The sequence below is a fragment of the Tepidimonas sp. genome (genome assembly GCF_036824975.1).
Lineage (GTDB): Bacteria > Pseudomonadota > Gammaproteobacteria > Burkholderiales > Burkholderiaceae_C > Tepidimonas.
The window spans coordinates 17,775-37,524 of sequence record NZ_DAISZC010000001.1 but is presented as its reverse complement, the minus strand read 5'-3'; the positions used below and the strand labels follow the sequence as shown (position 1 = coordinate 37,524).

Below are 19,750 nucleotides of genomic sequence, written 5' to 3'. Positions count from 1 at the left end.
GTTGGCTGACGGCGCGGCGACCGTACCCCATCCTCCGTGGGTTGCGCCGGCGGTCCAATCCGCTTTGGATGCGCCGGGGGCCACGTTCGTCACGTTGACCCAGCGCGGCGCACTGCGCGGCTGTATCGGCACACTGTATCCGTGGCGCCCCCTGTGTCAGGATGTGCAGGCGAATGCCGTAGCGGCAGCGTTGCGTGATTCGCGCTTCGATCCGTTGCGCCCCGACGAGCTGTCGCGCACGCGCATCGAAGTGTCGCTGCTGTCGGCCGCCGAGCCGCTGCCTGCGCACAGCCTCGCGCAGGCCGTGCAGCTCTTGCGACCCGGGATCGACGGGGTGATTTTCCGGTGGCACGAGCGGCGCAGCACCTTTTTGCCACAGGTGTGGGAACAGCTGCCCGAGCCGCAAGCATTCCTGCGCCAGCTGGTGGCGAAGGCCGGACTGCCGGTCGATTTCTGGGATGACGCGGTCCGCCTGGAGCGCTATACGGTCACGAAATGGCGCGAGCCGGAAGGGGCCGCACCGGGGGAGATGGCGCATGAGCGAAGGTGAGCGGGCTGCCGAAGCCGGGGCGGCCGCGTCAGCCGGTTACCCGGCGCGCTGGTGGCACCCACTGCCCGATGGTCGCCTTCAGTGCGACTTGTGTCCACGTGACTGCAAGCTCCACGACGGTCAGCGCGGGGCTTGTTTCGTGCGCGCACGCCATGGCGACGGGTTGGTGCTGACGGCGTATGGGCGTTCGTCGGGCTTGTGCATCGATCCGATCGAGAAAAAGCCTCTGTATCACTTTTTGCCTGGTAGCGCGGTATTGTCGTTTGGCACCGTAGGCTGCAACCTGGCCTGCAAGTTTTGCCAGAACTGGGACATCAGCAAGGCACGCGACATGGATCGGCTGATGGACCAGGCCTTGCCGCAGGCGATCGCAGTGGCCGCGGAGCAGACGGGGTGCGCCAGCGTCGCCTTCACGTACAACGATCCGGTGATCTTTGCCGAATACGCCATCGACACCGCAGCCGCCTGTCGCCAACGGGGCATTCGGACGGTGGCGGTGACTGCGGGATATATCCATGCGCAGCCGCGGCGTGCGTTTTTCGCCCACGTCGATGCGGCCAACGTCGATCTGAAGGCGTTCAGCGAGGATTTTTACGTCCGGCTCACCGGCTCGCACCTCCAACCCGTACTCGACACGCTGGTGTACCTGCGGCATGAAACGGCGGTGTGGCTGGAGATCACCACGCTGTTGATTCCGGGCCACAACGACGGCGATGCCGAAATCACAGCGCTGGTGCAGTGGATTGCCCGCGAGCTGGGCTCCGAGGTGCCGCTGCACTTCACGGCCTTTCACCCCGACTACCGCATGGAGGATACCCCGCCGACGCCGCTGCACACGCTGCGCCGGGCGCGCCGCATCGCCCTCGACAACGGCCTGCGGCACGTCTACACGGGCAACGTGCGCGATCCGGAGGGGGCAACGACCCGGTGCGCGCAGTGCGGGGCGGCGTTGATCGAACGCGACGGTTACCGCATCGTGGGCTACCAGCTGACGGCGAACGGCCAATGCCCGGCGTGCTCGCACCCGCTGGCGGGCTGCTATACCACCTCCCGCGGCGCGCGCCCGTCATCCTGGAGCGGTCGGCGCATGCCGATTCGGCTGGGCACGTAGGGCCACGCCGGCGCTGATAGGGCGCTGACGTGCCGGTGCGGGCTCAGGCGTCGGCGCCGAACAGGTCGCGGGTGTAGATCTTGTCGGCCACATCGGCCAGCTCGGGCGCGCGCCGGTTGGCCAGAATCAGGTCGGCCTGGGCTTTGAAGGCAGCCAAGTCGCGCAGCACCGGTGAGTGAAAGAAGTGCTCGCCGTCGTAGGCCGGTTCATAGACGATGACCGGCACACCCTTGGCCTTGAGGCGCTTCATTACCCCCTGGATGGCCGACGCGCGGAAATTGTCCGAGCCCTGCTTCATCACCAGGCGATAGACGCCCACGGTGGGCGCTGCGCCGTTGGGCCGCGAGGGCAGCGCGGCGAGCCGACGCAGCACGTCGTCGGCGATGAAGTCCTTGCGCGTGGCGTTGGCGGCCACGATGGCGGCGATCAGGTTCTGTGGCACATCGCGGTAGTTGGCCAGCAGCTGCTTGGTGTCCTTGGGTAGGCAGTAGCCGCCGTAGCCAAAACTCGGGTTGTTGTAGCCTGGCCCGATGCGCGGATCCAGACACACGCCGTCGATGATCTGGCGCGTATCCAGCCCGTGCGTGGCGGCGTAGGTGTCGAGCTCGTTGAAGAAGGCCACGCGCATCGCCAAATAGGTGTTGGCAAAGAGCTTGATCGCCTCGGCCTCGGTGGCGTTGGTCAGCAGCACCGGCACATCGGGCCGCTGGCAGCCCGCGCGCAGCAACTCCGCTACCTGTTGCCCGCGCGGGCCGCGCTCGCCCACCACGATGCGGCTGGGGTAGAGGTTGTCGTGCAGGGCGAGTCCTTCGCGCAGGAATTCCGGCGAAAAGATGATGCGCTCGGTGCCGTGCGTGGCGCGCAGCCGGGCGGTGAAGCCCACCGGCACCGTGGATTTGATGACCAGGGTCGAGCTGGGGTGGGCAGCGAGCGTCTGCGTCACCACCGCCTCGACGCTGCGCGTGTCGAACGCATTGGTGACCGGGTCATAGTCGGTGGGTGTGGCGATGAAGACTACATCCGCTTGCGCCAGCGCCGCTGCGGCGTCGGTGGTGGCCGTCAGTTGCATATCGCTGCGCTCGCGCAGCCATTGTTCGGCCAGCGCATCGTGCACCGACGGGCGGCGGGCGTTCAGTGCGGCCACGCGCGCGGGGTCGATGTCGAGCACGGTGACCGCATGGTGCTGAGCCAGCAGCATGGCGTTGGCCAGCCCGACGAAGCCGGCGCCGACGACGGTGATACGCATGGAGTGGTGGCTCCTGAAAACTCGTTTGCGGAAAACGGCACGCACGGCGTCTTGGGTCGGTGACGCCGACGCGCGCCTGCCTGGTACGGTCAAGCCGTGTTTGCCACGGGGGGCGATTGTCCTGACCGGGGGTGGGTTGGAATCGGGGCGCAGTATAGCGATCGGCCGCTACAATCGGCGCCAGCCGACGGGCGGTGCGGCAGGGCGTGGCGTGCGGGGTGGCCCCGGATGCGGGTGGCGCCAGGTGGTCATTGCGCCGGTGCGCCGCGGTCTGGTATCTGCCTGGGGCGCTGCCAAGTTTCGAATGTCCATGGATCAGGTTCCCCCCCTTGCCGCAGCCGAACCGGTTGACCGCGCCCCCGACGTCTCGGTGGTGATTCCGGTCTACAACGAGCACGACAATCTGCGCGAGCTGGTGCAGCGGGTCGGGGCGGCGCTGGGGCCGACCGGCTGGACGTTCGAGTTGCTGTGTGTCGACGACGGCTCCACCGACGGCAGCGCCGCGCTGCTGGCCGAACTGGCGCGCGATCACCCGTGGCTGCACCCGGTGATCCTGGCACGCAACTACGGGCAGTCCACGGCGCTGCAGGCTGGCTTCGAGCGCGCGCGTGGTCGCTACGTCGTCACGCTCGACGGTGATCTGCAAAACGATCCAGCGGACATCCCGGCGCTGATCGAGCGCCTGGAAAACGACCCGGCGGTGGACGTGATTTCGGGCTGGCGGCGCCAGCGGCAGGACAAGGCGCTGTCGCGACGCTTGCCGTCGGTGCTGGCCAACCGGCTCATCTCGTGGGCAACACGCGTGCCGCTGCACGACTACGGCTGTGCGCTGAAAGCCTACCGGCGCGACATCATCGAGCGCATCCGGCTCTATGGGGAACTGCACCGCTTCATTCCCTCGCTGGCACGCGAGGTGGGCGCGCGCATCATCGAGGTTCCGGTGCGCCACCATGCGCGCACGCGCGGTCAGTCCAAGTACGGGATCGACCGCACGTTTCGCGTCATTCTCGATCTGGTGCTGATCGTGTTCTTCCTGCGCTACCGCCAGCGTCCGCTGCATGCTTTTGGGGGGCTGGGTCTGTGGCTGTTGACGCCGGGGGCACTGATCCTGCTGTACCTGTTGGCGCTGAAGCTGATGGGCGAGTCGGTCGGCGCGCGGCCGCTGCTGCTGGCCGGTGTGATGATGGTGCTCATGGGGGTGCAGCTGATCGTCGCCGGCCTCACCGGGGAGCTGCTGATCCGCATCTATCACGAGGGATCGGGGCGCCCGCAGTACCACACGCGAGCCCTGCCGCCGCCGCGGGCATGAAGCCGTCGCTGCGGCGCCTGCTCAGGCTGGCCGGCGCGTTGGGCGTGCTGGCAGCCGTGGCGTGGTGGGTCGATCCGCGCCCGGTGGCGCAGGCGCTGTCGCGCGCCGACTGGCGTTGGGTCATGGTGGGCCTGTTGTGCAGTACTGCCGCGAATGCGGCGTCGGCGTGGCGCTGGCGTGCGCTGGCGGCGTGGCTGGGGCAGCCGGTGCCGCTGACGTGGGCACTGCCCGTGTACTTTCGGGGGGTGGCGGCCAACGCCGTGCTGCCTGGTGCCGTGGTGGGCGGCGATGTCTGGCGCGCCTGGAGCCTGCATCGGCGGGGTATGCCGGTGGCCGAAGCCGGCGCCTCGGTGCTGCTCGACCGCATCGGCGGCCTGTGGGTGCTGTTGACGCTGGGGGTGGCGGCCCTGGCCTGGCGCGGCGGGCCGGGGGCGTTGTGGCCGTCGGTGCTGGGCGACCCACCCAGTTGGCTGTACGCTATCGGCCCGGTCTGGCTGTGGGGGCTGGCCGCGGTGTTGTTGGCCATCCCGTATGCCGTGCTGCGCTGGCCCGCCAGCACATGGGGCCGACGCTGGCCGGTGTGGCGCTGGTGGCGGCATCTGGCCCATCAGGAGCCCGCGCGGCAGTACGGGCGACAGCTCCTGGGGTCACTGGCCGTGCAGCTGCTGTCGGTCACGACGCTATATCTGAGTCTGCTGGCGGTGGGCGTGACGCTGCCATGGACCGCGGTGGCGATAGCGGCCGTGCCGATTTTCGTGCTCGCCACGCTGCCACTGAGCTTTGGCGGCTGGGGTACGCGTGAGGCCGCCGCGGTGGCCGTTTTGCTGCCGCTGGGGGTGGACGGCGCGCAGGCGATGGCGGCATCGGTGCTCTATGGCCTGTACCCGGTGGTGCAGTCGGCACTGGCCCTGTGGCCGCTGCGGAATACACCACCGCTGCCGCCGTCCGGGCAGCAGCCGTAGGGGCCGGTGACTGGGGGCAACCGGCCCCCGCGCGAGGGGCCGAAATCGGTCACCGGGTCACTGCACCTTGGCGCGGGCGCGCAGCGCCTCCTGGAACAGCACCAGGCGCTGCTGCTGCATCTGTTGCTGCAGCTGGGGTTTGACGTCCTCGAACGGGGGCACCTGCGCGGCGCGGGTGTCGTCGAGTCGGATCACGTGCCAGCCAAACGGCGACTTCACCGGCTCGCGGGTCACCTCGCCCTTGTTCAGTCGCGCCATGGCCTGGCCGAATTCGGGCACGAACTGGTCGGCGCTGGCCCAGTCCAGGTCGCCACCCTTGGCGGCCGACCCCGGGTCCTTGGAGCGCTGCTTGGCCAGCTCCTCGAAACGGGCGCCTTTGTTGAGCTCGGCAATCACCGCCTTGGCCTCGTCTTCGCTGCCCAGCAGGATGTGTCGCGCACGGTACTCCTGCCCCATCTCCTTGGCTAGGCGGTCGTACTCGGCACGCAACTCGGCGTCGGTGACGGGGCGGCGGCGCTGCTCGTCGGCAAACAGTTCGCGAATCAACACCGTCTGTGTGGCCAGCTCCAGCTGCGCCTTGACCTCGGGTCGGGCGCGCAGGCCGCGGCGCTCGGCCTCCTGGACGAAGATTTCGCGCAGGATCGCCTCTTCGCGCAGCTGCTGGCGGGCGTTGTCATCCAGCGGTCGCCCGGCGCGAGCCATCTGCTGCTCCAGCGCGTGCAGGCGCGCGGTCGGCACGGGCTTGCCGTTGACGATGGCCAGATTTTGGGCGTGGACTGAAGTGGTCAGAACGGTGATGAGACACGCGGCGCGGACCGCGTGCGACAAGATTGGCTTCATGGATAACCCGGTCAGTGACTGAAAAGGTGCAGGAGAGCGTGCGGGCACGGATGGCGGCACGGTTGGCCGATCACTGTGGCAGCACCTCCAGCGCCAGTGCGTGCAGACCGGCTTCAAAGGCCGGCCGCAACGCATCATACACAAGGCGGTGTGCGGCCACCCGAGAGCGCGCGCGCAACGCCGGCGCAGCGATGCGCACGCGGAAATGCGTGCCGTATCCGCGCCCGTTGGCGCCACTGTGGCCCGCATGCGCAGCGCTTTCGTCGATGACCTCCAGCCGCGTGGGCTGCAGCGCCTCGCGCAGCAGCGTCTCAACGTATGCGCAGGTTGGCCAGTCGTGGTGCGGGTTGGCGGGCACAGGGTTCATGGCGTCTCGTCTTTCAGGTGGCGGGCGACGTAGACGCCCTGTCCGACCAGAAACATCACGGGAAAAATGTAGCCCCACAGTTTGAAGTCCACCCAGGCGTCGGTGGAGTAGAAGGCCGCCACGTAGGCGTTGAGGGCCGCCATGAAGACGCTGTAGCCGATCCAGGCCAGCGTCAGGCGCCCCCACACCACGTCGGGCAGGCGCAGGTGCGTGCCCAACAGCAACTGCAGCACGTTTTTCTTCCATACCCCCTGCGCCGCCGCCAGCGCCAGCGCCATGGCGCCGTACAACACGGTGGGCTTCCATTTGATGAAGCGCTCGTCCTGCAACACCAGGGTGAGCAGCCCAAACACCAGCACCAGCGCCAGCGTGACCTTGTGCAGGGTCTGCAGACGGCGGTCGATGGCGTAGATCAGCGCGGTCTGCACCACCGTGGCGACCATCAGCACCGCCGTGGCGGCATAGATACCCTGCCAGCGGTAGCTGAGAAAAAACAGCACAATCGGAAAGAAATCAATGAGCAGACGCATGCCAGGATTATCGAGGGTGCGGTGACGGCCGGCCGCGTAGCGGGCCGCCACTCACGGCTCGCGCCACTGCAGAGCGGCCGAGTTCATGCAGTAGCGCAGCCCGGTGGGGGGTGGCCCGTCGTCGAATACATGTCCCAGGTGGGCGCCACAGCGGGCGCACAGGGTTTCGGTGCGGATCATGCCGTGGCTGCGATCGATCCGCTCGACGATGGCCCCAGGGCGCGCCTGCCAAAAGCTCGGCCAGCCACAGCCGGCATCAAACTTGGTGTCGCTGTCGAACAGGTGCGCGCCGCAGGCCACGCAGTGATAGCGTCCATGTTGCCACCAGTTGGTATAGCGGCCCGTGAAGGCGCGCTCGGTTGCTGCTTGCCGTGTGACTGCGTAGGCCAGCGGCTCGGCTTCGCCGCGCTCGACTTTGGCGCGCAGCAGCGCATGCCATTCATCGTTACTTTTCTGAATCGGAAAGTGTGAGCAAGGTGCTGTCATGACGAGCAACTGATGCGCAGTTGGGCAGCCCAGCTGGGCGGAGTAGCGGTCAATACTGGGTCGTCCGGTTCATCGAAGGGGCGCAGCAGCGCCCACAACAGCCGCTGCACGGCGCTGCAGTCGCCGGCCTGGGCGTGTTCGATGACCTGCTGCGCCAGGTGATTGCGCAGCACCACGCGCGGATTCGCTGCCCGCATGCACGCCAGCGCCGTGTCCAGGGTGGCGGCGCGCGCACGTTGCCGCCAGTCGGCAGCCCAGCGTTCGAAGGCGTCGCGCTGCACGAACAGAGCGCGCACCGGCAGCAGCGCGCGTTGCGCCTCGGTCGGGTCGGTGGACAGGGCGCCGTCGGCGGCGGCGTCCGTCAGGCGGCGCCAGAATATCGGGTAGTCCACCCGGTCGGCCTGCATTAGCTGCAGCAGGGCTTCGATGCGCTCGGCGTCGGTCCGATCGTGTTGTGGCAGTGGCATCAGCCCCAGCTTGGCATTCATGCGCGCCTGCAGAGCCTGCCAAAACACTTCGCGATAGGGCTGCAGCGCGCGGCGCGCCTGATCGATGTCGTCCAGCAGGGGCAGCAGCGCCTGCGCCAGGCAGTGCAGGTTCCAGTACGCCACCTGCGGCTGGCGCGCGTAGGCGTAGCGGCCACCGTGGTCGGAGGCATTGCAGATGTGCCCGGCATCGAACGTGTCCATAAACTGGTACGGGCCATAGTCCAGCGTCAGCCCCAGGATGCTCATGTTGTCGGTGTTCATGACGCCGTGGCAGAACCCGACGGCTTGCCAGGCAGCCAGCAGGCGTGCGGTGCGGCGTGTCACTGCCTCCAGCAGGCGGGCGTAGGGGTTGGCACAGCCGTCGGTGGTCCAAGGAATCGCTCCGTCGCCCGACGGGATGGGCGGTGACGGTGCACCCGTGCCTGTAGCCCCCACGGTAACGGCTAACCAGGCGGTCTCATCGTCCGCCGGACCGTCTGGCAAGCGGCATCGGGGGTAGAACTGGTCGATGACGAAGTCGGCCAGCCGACGCAGCTCGCCGCTGGCGCCGATGCTGGCAAAGTGTTCGAAGTGGCCGAAACGGATGAAGCTCGGCGCCAGGCGCGTCACGACCGCCGCCTGCTCGACCGTCTCGCGCCACACGGGCGCCGGTGAACCAACGACACACAAGGCGCGTGTGGTGGGAATGCCCAGCGCGTGCATGGCCTCGCTGGCCAGGAATTCGCGGATCGAGCTGCGCCAGACCGCCCGTCCGTCGCCCATGCGCGAGTACGGCGTGCGCCCGCTGCCCTTGAGCTGCACCTCCCAACAGACGTCGCCCGCGTCGCACTCGCCCATCAGCAAGGCGCGACCGTCGCCGAGCTGGCCGGCCCAGACCCCAAACTGGTGCCCGCTGTACACCGTGGCAACGGGGCGTGTCCCCGGCACAGGGGCGCTGCCCGCCAGAGCAGCGCACCAGCGCTCATCGGCCCAATCCGTTGGCAGGCCAAGTTCAGCCGCCGCCGCAGGGCTTGCGCCCAGCCAGCGCGGATCGGGCAGCGGTTGCGGCTCCAGCGCATGGTAGAACGCCTGGCCCAAGCCCAGAAAGCACGCCGGCCGCAGCGTCCATGTCGGGAAAGACTCCATGGCGGCATTGTCGGTCGCCTCTAGCAACCTTGCCGCAGGCGGGGGCGTGGCGCCGGGCTCAGCCGGTAGGCAGCAGCACGTCGGTCAGCGCCTCGGGCTCCAAGACATCGATACGGCTGAACTCCAGCGTGATCCAGCCGCGCGCCTCGAAGGCCTTCAAGACTCGGTTGGTGGTCTGCCGCGACAAGCCGGCCAGATGCCCCAGATCCTCCTGCGACAGCGTGATGCGGCGCACACCGGCCTGGCAAAACATCATCAAATACTGTGCCACGCGCTCCTCTGGCGTGCGCAGGCGGTCGGCCTCGATGGCGGTCATGGCCTGCCCGAGCCGCAGGTTGAGCCGCTGCACCAGGAACTGGGTAAACGGCAGGCTGGTCTCGTAGAGCCGCTGAAACAGCGCCACCGGCATGCCGATCAGGGTCGTGTCGCGCAGCGCCAGCACGTCGTAACGCCACTGGCCACCCTTGAGGACCGTGCCCTCGCCGAACCATTCGCCGGCCGGGACACTGAGGAAGGCCGAGATGCGCCCGTCGGTGGTGGCGGTCTGCAGCTTGGCCATGCCCGACAACACGCCCCACCAGGCCTGCACGGGTGTGCCGCGGCGCAGCAGCAGCTCGCCGCGCGCCGCGCGCAGCAGCTGCATCGACTCCACCAGCGTGTGCCGCAGGGTCTCATCCAGCGTGCCGAACCACGGCTGCTGCATCAGAAAGATGCGGGCGGGGTGGCGGGGGTCGATCGTCATGGTGCGCAAGTACAGCGGCGGGCAGCAGGTGTCTGGTATGCGACAAAAAGGGCGCCGACTCCGGGTAAGTCTGGATGACCGCGGGGCGCGGCCGGGGTCATGATGCCGTAAGCTTATCCGACGCGAGGTGGCCGGTGCGCCCCTCGGTCCACCCATGACGCCGAGGAGGATCTTTCATGCTGGGTCTGATGCAAGACCGACCGCTGCTGATTTCTGATTTGATCGAACACGCGGCGCGCCACCACGGCGATGTGGAAATCGTATCGCGCCGCGTGGAAGGTGACATCCACCGCACCACGTATCGCGAGGCGGCGGCGCGCGCGCGCCAGGTCGCGCACGCCATCGATGCGCTGGGTGTGCCGCAGGGCGAGCGGGTGGCGACGCTGGCGTGGAACGGCTACCGCCATTTCGAGCTGTATTTCGGTGTCAGCGGCTCGGGGCGGGTGCTGCACACCATCAACCCGCGCCTGCTGCCCGAGCAGATTGCCTGGATCGTCAATCACGCCCAAGACCGGGTACTGGCCTTCGACCTGACCTTCTGGCCGATCGTCAAGGGCATTGCGGCGAAGTGCCCGACGGTGCGGCAGTGGGTGGCCCTGTGCGACGACGGGCACTTACAGCGGCTGATGGCCGACGGCGCGATGTCCAACCTGATTAGTTACGAGGCGTGGATCGCGCAGCAGCCCACGCAGTACGCGTGGCCCGTCTTCGCCGACGACACCGCCAGCAGCATGTGCTACACCAGCGGCACCACCGGGCATCCGAAGGCGGCGCTGTACAGCCACAAGTCCACCATCCTGCATGCCTACGCGGCGGCGCTGCCGGACGTGATGGGCCTGAGCGCGCGTGATTGCGTACTGCCGGTGGTGCCGATGTTCCATGTCAACGCCTGGGGTATTCCGTATTCGGCGGCGGCGGTGGGTTGTAAATTGGTGTTCCCGGGTGCGCAGCTCGACGGCAAGTCGGTGTTCGAGCTGCTGGAGGCTGAACGGGTGACGATGGCTGCCGGCGTGCCGACGGTGTGGCAGATGCTGCTGGCGCACATGGATGCGCACGGGGTCAAGCCCCCTGCGCTGCAGCGCACCGTCATCGGCGGGTCGGCCTGTCCGCCGGCCATGATCCAGGCGTTCCGCGAGCGCTATGGGGTGGAGGTGCTGCACGCCTGGGGCATGACCGAGCTCAGCCCGCTGGGCACGCTGTGTACGCTCAAGAACAAGCATCTGCTGCTGCCCGAAGAGGAGCAGATGAAGATCCGCCTCAAGCAGGGGCGGGCCATTTTTGGCATCGACATGAAGGTGGTGGGGCCCGACGGACAGGAGCTGCCGTGGGATGGGCACAGCCAGGGCGAGCTGATGGTGCGCGGTCCCTGGGTCATCCGCGACTACTACCGAAGCGACAAGCCGTCGCCGCTGGTCGATGGGTGGTTTCCGACTGGGGACGTGGCCACCATCGATCCAGATGGTTATATGCAGATCACCGACCGCAGCAAGGACGTCATCAAGTCCGGCGGCGAATGGATCAGTTCCATCGACGTGGAAAACATCGCGATGGCGCATCCAGCGGTGCAGATGGCGGCCTGCATCGGCGTCAGGCACCCGAAGTGGGACGAGCGGCCGATCGTCGTTGTCGTCAAGAAACCCGGCATGGAGGTGACACGCGAGGAGCTGCTGGCGTTTTACGAGGGCAAGCTGGCCAAGTGGCAGATCCCGGATGATGTGGTGTTCGTGGACGCCATTCCGCTGGGCGCCACCGGCAAGATGCAGAAGATCAAGCTGCGTGAAATGCTGGCGGACTACCGTCTGCCGGGCGTGTGAGCGTGACCACCTGCGCGACTGTCTTTGCGGCGACAGTCGCGCAGGTGATAGCGACGCGGGGTTTCCCCTGATCGTGTTCGAGACCGCACCCGCTACGCTAGTAGCCGTCGACCACCCGAAAGGAGACAGACCATGACGTTCGTATTCAAGCCCCTTGCCGTCGCGGCGATGATCGGCCTGGCCCTGACCAGCGTTGCGCAGGCGCAGAGTGCCCGCCAGGCCGCGCGGCAGCAGGCTGCGGCGGCCGCCAACGCGCCGCTGGCCGGGCAGACCGTCAAGATCGCCTGGATCGACCCGCTGTCCGGACTGATGGCGCCCGTCGGTTCGAACCAGGTGCGCAGCTTTCAGTTTTTTGCCGAAAAGTTCAGTGGCCCGAACCCCTACAACCCCGCAGGCGTCAAGTGGGAGGTGGTGCCGTTCGACAACAAGCTCAGCCCGGCGGAGAGCCTGACCGCGCTGCAGTCGGCCATCGACCAGGGCATTCGTTACATCACCCAGGGCAATGGATCGTCGGTGGCGGGCGCCCTGATCGAGGCGGTGGCGCGCCACAACGCGCGCAACCCGGGCAAGGAGGTCATCTTCCTGAACCACTCGGCTGTCGATCCGGATTTCACCAACAGCAAGTGCAACTACTGGCATTTCCGCTTCGACGCCGACACCTCGATGAAGATGGAGGCGTTGACGTCGTTCATGAAGGATCAGCCCGACATCAAGAAGGTGTACTTGCTCAACCAAAACTACTCGCATGGGCACCAGGTGGCCAAATACGCCAAGGAGTTGTTGGCACGCAAGCGCCCGGACATCGAGATCGTGGGCGAGGACCTGCATCCGCTGGCGCAGGTGCGTGACTTTGCGCCCTACATCGCCAAGATCAAGGCCTCGGGCGCTGACACCGTGATCACCGGCAACTGGGGGTCGGATCTGGCGCTGCTCGTCAAGGCGGCACTGGAAGGTGGCTACAACGGCAAGTTCTACACTTACTACGCCGGGGTCACGGGCACGCCCACCGCGATGGGGTCGCAGGCTGAAGGCCGTGTCTATCAGGTCTCGTACAACCACTACAACATGGGCGGCGACATGCAGAAGTGGCAGGACGAGTTCAAGAAACGCTTCAACGCCGACTTCTACACCGGCTCGGTCATTCACATCTTCCGTTCGTTGTCGGAAGCGATGGCTAAGACCAAGAGCACCGACCCGGTGCAGGTGGCCAAGGCGCTGGAAGGGCTGAAGTTCACCAGCTACAACGGGGAGGTGGAGATGCGTCGCACCGATCACCAGCTGCAACAGCCGCTGTATCTGACGCGCTGGCAAAAAGCGGACGCCAAGTTCCCGTACCGGGTAGAAAACACGGAAATGACATTTGCGCTGGTGCGTGAGTTTCCGGCCTACATCGCCAGCACGCCGACGAGCTGCACCATGCAGCGCCCGAGCTGAGGCGGGTCGGCTGGCGCGTGCGGCTGCCGGGTCGTGCGCGCCCGCGTGCGCTGCCGCAGCGCGCGTTGAGTGCCGGGCGACGAGGCCCGCGGTGCGCGGCTGCGGGTTCGTCGGTCAACATGGCGTGCCATCACCGGCGTGGCCCTTTGCTTACCCTGCCTGAGACGACCTCATGGAATTCGTCATCGTTTCGCTGCTCAATGGCGTCAGCTACGGCCTGCTGCTGTTCATGCTCAGTTCGGGACTGACGCTGATTTTCTCGATGATGGGCGTGCTCAACTTTGCGCACGCCAGCTTCTACATGTTGGGGGCCTACTTCGCCTATGCGCTGTCGGGTATCGTGGGCTTTTGGGTGGCGCTGCTGGTGGCGCCGGTGCTGGTTGGCGCGGCCGGTGCCCTATTCGAAAAAACCTGCCTGCGCAAGGTGCACAAGTTCGGGCATGTCCCCGAGCTGCTGATCACCTTTGGCCTGTCGTACGTGGTGCTGGAGCTGGTGCAGCTGGTGTGGGGCCGGTCGGCGGTGAGCTTTCCACCCCCCGAAGTGCTGCGCGGGCCGGCCTTCACCCTCATCCACACGGCCGAGGACACCATGGTGTTCGCGTGGGGGCGCGCACCGGCCGAGCTGTGCGCACAGGCGGCGTGTACGCCGTTTCCCGCCACCCGTGCCTTCATGATGGTGGTGGCGGTGGCGATGCTGGTGGCCCTGTGGTTGCTAATCACGCGCACGCGCATCGGGCTGGTGATTCAGGCGGCGCTTACCCACCCGCAGATGGCCGAGGCGCTGGGCCACAACGTCCCCCGCGTCTTCATGCTGGTGTTCGGCATCGGCACCGGCCTGGCGGGTCTGGCAGGCGTTATTGGCGGCAGCACCTTCGTCACCGAGCCGGCCATGGCCGCTGCCCTGGGGGCGATCGTGTTCGCGGTGGTCGTGATCGGCGGCCTGGGATCCTTGCCGGGTGCCTTTCTGGCGTCGCTGCTGATCGGCATCGTCCAGACCTTTGCCGTGTCGATGGACCACTCGGTCGGGTCGCTGCTGGCGAGCGTGGGCGTGCCGATAGGTGAAGGTTGGGCGCGCCGCGACTTCATGCGCCTGACACTGTCGCAGGTGGCGCCCGTACTGCCGTACCTGTTTTTGGTGCTGATTCTCATCTTCCGGCCCAAGGGGCTGCTGGGTACCCGTGACCACTGACCACTAGGGCTTGCCGTCATGACGACCACCGCGTACTACACGTTCAAGCCGTACAACGTCGGCCGCTGGATCATCTGGACGCTGTTTGCCTTGGTGTTGCTGCTGGCACCCCAGCTCTTCAGCAGTAACCTGGCCATCAGCATGCTGTCGCAGATGGGCATCGCGATCATCGCTTGCCTGGCGTACAACATGCTGTTTGGGCAGGGCGGCATGCTCAGCTTCGGGCACGCCGTCTACAGCGGGCTGGGTTCGTATTTCGCTATCCACACGTTGCTGAAGGTAGCCCAGGGTGAGCTGGTGTTGCCGGTGTCGCTGATTCCACTGGTGGGTGGCCTGGCGGGGTTGTTTTTTGCGGTCTTGTTCGGGTATGTGACGACGCGCAAGGCCGGTACCGCCTTCGCGATGATCACGCTGGGCGTCGGCGAGCTGGTGTTTGCCCTGTCGCTGATGTTTTCCGATTTTTTTGGCGGCGAGGCCGGGATCACCGCCGACCGGGTGGTGGGTGAGCCGTTTCTGGGTATCACCTTCGGTCCGACGGTGCAGGTGTACTACCTGATTGCGGTCTACACCTACGTGTGCGTGGCGGCGATGTATGCCTTTACGCGCACGCCGCTGGGCCGCATTCTCAATGCCGTGCGCGACAACCCCGAGCGGGTGGAGTTTATCGGCTACAACACCCAGATCGTGCGCTATTTGGCGTTCATGCTGTCGGGCTTCTTCGCGGGCATCGCTGGGGGGCTGGGGGCGATTCTGTTCGAGATCGTCACCGCGGAGGTGGTTAGTCCGCTGCGTTCGGGGGCCTACCTGCTGTTCACGTTCTTGGGTGGCGCCACCTTTTTCTTCGGTCCCATTATTGGCGGTGTGCTGATGGTGTTGGCGCTGGTGTTTTTGTCCGAACTGACCAAGGCGTGGCTGTTGTACCTGGGGTTGGTGTTCATGTTCATGGTGATGTACGCCCCAGGTGGCTTGGCTAGCCTCATCATGATGAACCTGCGGGTGGCGGCATTCGGTCGGTTGCGTGAGCTGTGGGTGAGTTATCTGGCGCTGGGTGTGACAGGGCTGGTGGCGCTGCTGGGCGCCGGCGCGCTGATCGAAATGGTGTACCACCTGCAACTCAACGCGGCCATCGGCTCCACGGTGGAGTATCTGGGGGTGCGTCTGGACAGCAGCCGTGCCGAAAGCTGGTTCGGTGCCGTCTTCGTGATGGTGACCGGTGCGGCACTGTTCGAGCTGGCGCGAAGGCACTTCGGCGCCCACTGGGATGAAATCCAGGCCGACATCGAGAAAGAAATCAAGCGACGGGAGATGATCGCATGAGAGGCATGGCCGACGGCGTATGCCGGCATGGGAACGGGCGATGGTGCCTTCAAGCCGCTTGCCTGCAGCGTCTGCGGCCCATCGGCTGCGGGCACGGGCCGATAGGGTGCCGCTGGCGCGCCGGGCGGTCCGCTGCGCCGGGGCGGGATCTGGTGCGTGCGGCGTGCGCAACTTTGGCCGGGAGGGCGGGCGTCAATGGCGCGGAGGTCGGACCATGAAGGCCAACCCAACCGCTGCGCAGCCGGTGCTGGAGTTGCGCAATGTCTGGAAGCGTTTCGGCAAGGCGGAGATCATTCGTGGGGTGAATCTGGCGGTGCAGCCCGGTGAGCGCGTGGCGCTCATCGGCCCCAACGGGGCGGGTAAGTCCACGCTGTTCAACCTGATCTCCGGGCGGTTTGAGCCCTCCAGCGGGGAGATCTGGCTCAACGGGCAGCGTATCGATGGGCGCAAGCCGTTCGAGATCAACCGCATGGGACTGAGCCGCAGTTTCCAGATCACCAACATCTTTCCCAAGCTCAGCGTATTCGAGAACCTGCGCTGTGGCGTGCTGTGGAGCCTGGGGTACCGCTACACCTTCCTCAAGTTTTTGGCCGATCTGGACGATGCCAACGAGCGCGCCGAGGAGCTGCTCGACCGCATCGGCCTGCACAAAAAGCGCGACACGCTGGCCATGAACCTGACCTACGCCGAGCAGCGGGCGCTGGAAATCGGCATCACCATCGCGGGCGGCGCCAACGTCATCCTGCTCGACGAACCCACCGCCGGCATGAGCAAGAGCGAGACGCGCCGTTTCATCGAGCTGATCCGCGAGGTCACCGAGGGCAAAACGTTGCTCACGGTCGAGCACGACATGGGCGTCGTGTTCGGTTTGGCCGACCGTATTGCCGTCGTCGTCTACGGCGAGGTGATCGCATTCGATACACCCGAGGCGGTACGTGCCAACCCCCGGGTTCAGGAAGCTTATCTGGGCTCGGTGTTGGCGGCCCAGCAAGCGGCGGAGGTGAGTCACTGAAGCCGCCAGCTTGTCCCGTCGGCGGGGCTACCGCCATTCCCGACCACTGCCTTTGCGAGACATGTCAGCGATGCTGCAAATCGACAACCTCCATGCTTTCTATGGCAAAAGCCATGTGCTGCATGGGGTGCATTTTCAGGTGGGCGAGGGCGAGATCGTTGCGCTGCTCGGGCGCAATGGCTCGGGCCGTTCGACCACCGCCAAGGCGATCATGGGCCTGGTGGATGCCGAAGGTGATATCCGGTTCCGGGGCGAGCGCATCACCGGGTTGAAACCATACGAAGTGGCGCACCGCGGCATCGGCTACGTGCCGGAGAGCCGCGATGTATTCCCGAAGCTGACGGTGCACCAAAACCTGATGCTGGGGGTCAAGGGCCATGGCAAGGGCTCGCGCTGGGGCTTCGACGACATGTACGCGATGTTTCCGCGCCTGCGCGAGCGGCAGCACACCGAAGCCGGCGTGCTGTCGGGCGGCGAGCAGCAGATGCTGACCCTGTGCCGCACGCTGATGGGCGATCCCGACCTCATCATCATCGACGAACCGACCGAGGGGCTGGCGCCGAAGATCGTCGAGCAGGTGGCCGATTACCTGCGCGCGCTCAAGGCCAAGGGGGTGTCGGTGCTGTTGATCGAGCAAAAGCTCACCATCGCATTGGAAATTTCCGACCGCGTGCTGGTGATGGGGCACGGCACCATCGTCTTTGACGGCACGCCGGCGGCGCTGAAAGCCAACCCCTACGTGCGCCGCGAGTGGCTGGAGGTGCGGTGAGGGCGGCACCGACGGGCGTGCGCCGCTGCGGTGGTGGTGACCGGTGAGGCAAGCCTGGATCGAGCGGCCGCGCGGTGGGTGGGCCATGCCGGTTTGCCACCGTGCCAGCGAGGACGCGAAGCGCATGCCGCCGGGGTGAGCGGGGGGGATGCGCGGGGGGCTTGGCGGCCTGGGGCGCCGCACGGTCCGTGGCCGCCGACGCCGGGCCCCGCCGAGCGACGCCCAGGTGACAGTTGGCGCTGGCCACCGGCGCCGGGACCGTCCTAGAATGTCCTAAAACCGAACGATCGTTCGCTTCTGTTTCCGTTTTGCCATCGAGGAGGCATCATGACCGCTCACTACCAGGTCCACGGCGACGTGGCCATCATCACGCTGGACAACCCGCCGGTCAACGGGCTCGGGCTGTCCACACGCCAGGCGATTGCCCAGGGACTGGACCGCGCCAACGACGATCCCGCTGTGCGGGTCATCGTGCTGACCGGGGCGGGCAAGGCCTTTTCCGGCGGAGCCGACATCAAGGAATTCGGCTCGCCCAAGGCCTATCAAGATCCGAATCTGCTCAGCGTCATTCTGGCGCTGGAGCACAGTGCCAAGCCGGTGGTGGCGGCCGTCCATTCGGTGTGTATGGGGGGTGGGTTGGAGCTGGCGCTGGGCGCGCACTACCGGATTGCGGCGCCCGGCACCAAGGTGGCACTGCCCGAGGTCAAACTCGGCCTCATTCCGGGGGCGGGTGGCACGCAGCGCCTGCCGCGTGTCATTGGCGTGGAGCCCGCCCTGAACATGATCGTCAGCGGCGAGCCGGTGCTGGCCGAACAGTTGGCGGCGCTGCCGGGGCAACGGCTGTTCGACAAGATGGCTGCCAGCGCCGAGACGCTGCTGGAGGAAGCGCTGGCCTTGGCGCGCGAAGTGGCCGCCCGGCACGCCCAGGGCGAGGCGCTGCCGCGCGTGCGCGACCTGCCGTGCCGCCATCCGCAGGGGGAGGCGTATTTCCAGTTCGCGCGCAACATGGTGGGAGCGCAGGCCAAACACTACCCGGCACCGCTGAAATGCATCGATGCGGTGCAGGCAGCCACGACGCGCCGCTTCGATGACGGCCTGGCCTTCGAGCGCGAGACGTTTCTGAACCTGATGAATACGCCGGTGTCGATGGCGTTGCGGCACCTGTTCGTGGCTGAGCGGGCCGCTAGCAAGATCGCCGATGTGCCGGAGGACACCCCGCAGCGCCCCGTGCGCGCGGTGGCCATCATCGGCGCCGGCACCATGGGCAGCGGCATCGCCATCAACTTCCTCAACGTCGGCCTGCCGGTGACCCTGCTCGAATCCAAGGCCGAGGCGCTGGAGCGCGGAGTGGCCCACATCCGCTCCGTGTACGAAGGGCAGGTCAAAAAAGGCAAGCTCAAATCCGAGCAGGCCGAGCAGCGCCTGGGCCTGTTGCGCACCACGCTGTCGTATGACGACATCCGCGACGCCGACTTGGTTATCGAGGCGGTGTTTGAGGATATGGCCGTCAAGCGCCAAGTGTTCGAGCAGTTGGACGCCGTCATGAAGCCGGGGGCGATTCTGGCCACCAACACCTCGACGCTGGATGTCAACCGGATTGCCGCGTTCACCAAGCGGCCGCAAGATGTCATCGGCACCCACTTCTTCAGCCCGGCCAACGTGATGAAGCTGCTGGAAGTGGTGCGCGGCGAGGCCACGGCCAAGGACGTGCTGGCCACCGTCATGGCGCTCGGCAAGAAGATCAAGAAAACGTGTGTGGTGTCTGGCGTGTGCGATGGCTTCATCGGCAACCGCATGATCGAGCAATACAGCCGCCAGGCCGGTTTTTTGCTGGAGGAGGGGTGCACGCCGCAGCAGGTGGACCGCGCGATCGAGCAGTTCGGCTTTGCCATGGGGCCGTTCCGCATGGGCGACCTGGCCGGCAACGACGTGGGCTGGTACATCCGCAAGCGCCGCTACGTCGAAAAGCCGCATCTGCGCTACAGCAAGGTGGCCGACCGCCTGTGCGAAATGGGGCGCTTGGGCCAGAAAACCGGCGTTGGCTGGTACGACTACCAGCCCGGCAAACGCGACGCCATCCCCAGCCCGGTGGTCAACCAGATGATTGAGGACTACCGCAAGGAGCTGGGCATCACCCCGCGCACGATCAGCGACGAGGAGATCGTGCAGCGCTTGGTGTTTGCGCTGGTGAATGAGGGAGCGCACATTCTGGAAGAAAAGATCGCCGCGCGCGCCAGCGACATCGATTTGGTGTATCTGACCGGGTATGGCTTTCCGGCTTGGCGCGGCGGGCCCATGCACTACGCCGAGCAATTCGGCCTGTTCAACGTGATGCAGGCGATGAAGCGCTTCGCAAAAAATCCGCACGACGACGCCACTTTCTGGCAGCCGGCGCCGCTGATCCGGCGCCTGGTGGCCGAGGGCAAGGGCTTTGCCGCCGCGTAAGTGGGCGAGTGCCG

The 19,750-nt window shown here is 66.5% G+C and carries 18 protein-coding genes; 11 read left to right on the top strand and 7 right to left on the bottom strand.

Annotated elements, in window-relative coordinates:
• The first annotated feature begins 1 nt into the window (after nucleotide 1).
• Complete coding sequence (amrA, locus tag V7Z54_RS00160) at nucleotides 2-550, top strand: AmmeMemoRadiSam system protein A (protein WP_443082393.1); 549 nt, start codon at nucleotides 2-4, stop codon at nucleotides 548-550.
• The gene (gene amrS, locus V7Z54_RS00155) at nucleotides 537-1,661 is read left to right on the top strand and encodes an AmmeMemoRadiSam system radical SAM enzyme (RefSeq protein ID WP_334133476.1); all 1,125 of its coding nucleotides are present in this window, start codon (nucleotides 537-539) and stop codon (nucleotides 1,659-1,661) included. The genes amrA and amrS overlap by 14 nt, the downstream gene beginning before the upstream one ends.
• Before the next feature lie 43 nt (nucleotides 1,662-1,704).
• On the opposite strand, the gene V7Z54_RS00150 is transcribed toward amrS, so the two are convergent.
• The gene (locus V7Z54_RS00150) at nucleotides 1,705-2,907 is read right to left on the bottom strand and encodes a nucleotide sugar dehydrogenase (RefSeq protein ID WP_334133475.1); all 1,203 of its coding nucleotides are present in this window, start codon (nucleotides 2,905-2,907) and stop codon (nucleotides 1,705-1,707) included.
• Nucleotides 2,908-3,217: 310 nt separating this feature from the next.
• Here V7Z54_RS00150 and V7Z54_RS00145 point away from each other — a divergent pair, with 310 nt between their 5' ends.
• Both V7Z54_RS00145 and V7Z54_RS00140 read left to right on the top strand, forming a co-directional pair.
• On the top strand, nucleotides 3,218-4,216 hold the full coding sequence (locus V7Z54_RS00145; protein ID WP_334133474.1) for a glycosyltransferase family 2 protein: 999 nt from the start codon (nucleotides 3,218-3,220) through the stop codon (nucleotides 4,214-4,216).
• Complete coding sequence (locus V7Z54_RS00140) at nucleotides 4,213-5,178, top strand: lysylphosphatidylglycerol synthase transmembrane domain-containing protein (protein WP_334133473.1); 966 nt, start codon at nucleotides 4,213-4,215, stop codon at nucleotides 5,176-5,178. Before V7Z54_RS00145 ends, V7Z54_RS00140 begins: the two co-directional genes overlap by 4 nt.
• A 57-nt stretch (nucleotides 5,179-5,235) precedes the next feature.
• Here the strand turns inward: V7Z54_RS00140 and V7Z54_RS00135 are convergent, their stop codons facing one another.
• From V7Z54_RS00135 to V7Z54_RS00110, 6 genes are all read right to left on the bottom strand, one after another.
• Nucleotides 5,236-6,018 carry a peptidylprolyl isomerase gene (locus V7Z54_RS00135; protein ID WP_334133472.1) on the bottom strand — a complete coding sequence of 261 codons (783 nt, stop codon included), beginning with the start codon at nucleotides 6,016-6,018 and terminating at the stop codon, nucleotides 5,236-5,238.
• A gap of 70 nt (nucleotides 6,019-6,088) precedes the next feature.
• Nucleotides 6,089-6,385 carry a BolA family protein gene (locus V7Z54_RS00130; RefSeq protein ID WP_334133471.1) on the bottom strand — a complete coding sequence of 99 codons (297 nt, stop codon included), beginning with the start codon at nucleotides 6,383-6,385 and terminating at the stop codon, nucleotides 6,089-6,091.
• A complete protein-coding gene (locus V7Z54_RS00125; RefSeq protein WP_334133470.1) occupies nucleotides 6,382-6,915 on the bottom strand; it encodes a septation protein A in 534 nt (177 codons plus the stop codon). The genes V7Z54_RS00130 and V7Z54_RS00125 overlap by 4 nt, the downstream gene beginning before the upstream one ends.
• Before the next feature lie 51 nt (nucleotides 6,916-6,966).
• Complete coding sequence (gene msrB / locus V7Z54_RS00120; protein ID WP_334133469.1) at nucleotides 6,967-7,401, bottom strand: peptide-methionine (R)-S-oxide reductase MsrB; 435 nt, start codon at nucleotides 7,399-7,401, stop codon at nucleotides 6,967-6,969.
• On the bottom strand, nucleotides 7,398-9,014 hold the full coding sequence (locus V7Z54_RS00115; protein WP_334133468.1) for a protein adenylyltransferase SelO: 1,617 nt from the start codon (nucleotides 9,012-9,014) through the stop codon (nucleotides 7,398-7,400). The genes msrB and V7Z54_RS00115 overlap by 4 nt, the downstream gene beginning before the upstream one ends.
• A 58-nt stretch (nucleotides 9,015-9,072) precedes the next feature.
• Nucleotides 9,073-9,756, bottom strand: coding sequence for a Crp/Fnr family transcriptional regulator (locus V7Z54_RS00110; protein ID WP_334133467.1), 684 nt, complete (start codon nucleotides 9,754-9,756; stop codon nucleotides 9,073-9,075).
• 176 nt (nucleotides 9,757-9,932) lie between these two features.
• Here V7Z54_RS00110 and V7Z54_RS00105 point away from each other — a divergent pair, with 176 nt between their 5' ends.
• The 7 genes from V7Z54_RS00105 to V7Z54_RS00075 all read left to right on the top strand — a co-directional run bounded on the left by V7Z54_RS00105 (nucleotide 9,933) and on the right by V7Z54_RS00075 (nucleotide 19,736).
• Nucleotides 9,933-11,570, top strand: a complete 1,638-nt coding sequence (locus V7Z54_RS00105; RefSeq protein WP_334133466.1) for a 3-(methylthio)propionyl-CoA ligase — start codon at nucleotides 9,933-9,935, stop codon at nucleotides 11,568-11,570.
• Between the two features lie 132 nt (nucleotides 11,571-11,702).
• A complete protein-coding gene (locus V7Z54_RS00100) occupies nucleotides 11,703-13,004 on the top strand; it encodes a branched-chain amino acid ABC transporter substrate-binding protein (RefSeq protein ID WP_334133465.1) in 1,302 nt (433 codons plus the stop codon).
• A 172-nt stretch (nucleotides 13,005-13,176) separates the two neighbouring features.
• A complete protein-coding gene (locus V7Z54_RS00095) occupies nucleotides 13,177-14,193 on the top strand; it encodes a branched-chain amino acid ABC transporter permease (protein WP_334133464.1) in 1,017 nt (338 codons plus the stop codon).
• An 18-nt stretch (nucleotides 14,194-14,211) separates the two neighbouring features.
• A complete protein-coding gene (locus V7Z54_RS00090; protein ID WP_334133463.1) occupies nucleotides 14,212-15,510 on the top strand; it encodes a branched-chain amino acid ABC transporter permease in 1,299 nt (432 codons plus the stop codon).
• A 214-nt stretch (nucleotides 15,511-15,724) separates the two neighbouring features.
• On the top strand, nucleotides 15,725-16,522 hold the full coding sequence (locus V7Z54_RS00085; RefSeq protein ID WP_334133462.1) for an ABC transporter ATP-binding protein: 798 nt from the start codon (nucleotides 15,725-15,727) through the stop codon (nucleotides 16,520-16,522).
• Nucleotides 16,523-16,592: 70 nt separating this feature from the next.
• Nucleotides 16,593-17,291 (top strand): ABC transporter ATP-binding protein, encoded by a 699-nt coding sequence (locus V7Z54_RS00080; RefSeq protein WP_334133461.1) that lies wholly within the window; start codon nucleotides 16,593-16,595, stop codon nucleotides 17,289-17,291.
• A 327-nt stretch (nucleotides 17,292-17,618) separates the two neighbouring features.
• The gene (locus V7Z54_RS00075; protein ID WP_334133460.1) at nucleotides 17,619-19,736 is read left to right on the top strand and encodes a 3-hydroxyacyl-CoA dehydrogenase NAD-binding domain-containing protein; all 2,118 of its coding nucleotides are present in this window, start codon (nucleotides 17,619-17,621) and stop codon (nucleotides 19,734-19,736) included.
• Nucleotides 19,737-19,750: the final 14 nt, after the last annotated feature.

Excerpts from the sequence above, each read along its gene's own strand:
- amrS (WP_334133476.1), top strand. The coding sequence starts at position 537 with ATGAGCGAAGGTGAGCGGGCTGCCGAAGCCGGGGCGGCCGCGTCAGCC.
- V7Z54_RS00150 (WP_334133475.1), bottom strand. The coding sequence starts at position 2,907 with ATGCGTATCACCGTCGTCGGCGCCGGCTTCGTCGGGCTGGCCAACGCC.
- V7Z54_RS00145 (WP_334133474.1), top strand. The coding sequence starts at position 3,218 with ATGGATCAGGTTCCCCCCCTTGCCGCAGCCGAACCGGTTGACCGCGCC.
- V7Z54_RS00140 (WP_334133473.1), top strand. The coding sequence starts at position 4,213 with ATGAAGCCGTCGCTGCGGCGCCTGCTCAGGCTGGCCGGCGCGTTGGGC.
- V7Z54_RS00135 (WP_334133472.1), bottom strand. The coding sequence starts at position 6,018 with ATGAAGCCAATCTTGTCGCACGCGGTCCGCGCCGCGTGTCTCATCACC.
- V7Z54_RS00130 (WP_334133471.1), bottom strand. The coding sequence starts at position 6,385 with ATGAACCCTGTGCCCGCCAACCCGCACCACGACTGGCCAACCTGCGCA.
- V7Z54_RS00125 (WP_334133470.1), bottom strand. The coding sequence starts at position 6,915 with ATGCGTCTGCTCATTGATTTCTTTCCGATTGTGCTGTTTTTTCTCAGC.
- msrB (WP_334133469.1), bottom strand. The coding sequence starts at position 7,401 with ATGACAGCACCTTGCTCACACTTTCCGATTCAGAAAAGTAACGATGAA.
- V7Z54_RS00115 (WP_334133468.1), bottom strand. The coding sequence starts at position 9,014 with ATGGAGTCTTTCCCGACATGGACGCTGCGGCCGGCGTGCTTTCTGGGC.
- V7Z54_RS00110 (WP_334133467.1), bottom strand. The coding sequence starts at position 9,756 with ATGACGATCGACCCCCGCCACCCCGCCCGCATCTTTCTGATGCAGCAG.
- V7Z54_RS00105 (WP_334133466.1), top strand. The coding sequence starts at position 9,933 with ATGCTGGGTCTGATGCAAGACCGACCGCTGCTGATTTCTGATTTGATC.
- V7Z54_RS00100 (WP_334133465.1), top strand. The coding sequence starts at position 11,703 with ATGACGTTCGTATTCAAGCCCCTTGCCGTCGCGGCGATGATCGGCCTG.
- V7Z54_RS00095 (WP_334133464.1), top strand. The coding sequence starts at position 13,177 with ATGGAATTCGTCATCGTTTCGCTGCTCAATGGCGTCAGCTACGGCCTG.
- V7Z54_RS00090 (WP_334133463.1), top strand. The coding sequence starts at position 14,212 with ATGACGACCACCGCGTACTACACGTTCAAGCCGTACAACGTCGGCCGC.
- V7Z54_RS00085 (WP_334133462.1), top strand. The coding sequence starts at position 15,725 with ATGAAGGCCAACCCAACCGCTGCGCAGCCGGTGCTGGAGTTGCGCAAT.
- V7Z54_RS00080 (WP_334133461.1), top strand. The coding sequence starts at position 16,593 with ATGCTGCAAATCGACAACCTCCATGCTTTCTATGGCAAAAGCCATGTG.
- V7Z54_RS00075 (WP_334133460.1), top strand. The coding sequence starts at position 17,619 with ATGACCGCTCACTACCAGGTCCACGGCGACGTGGCCATCATCACGCTG.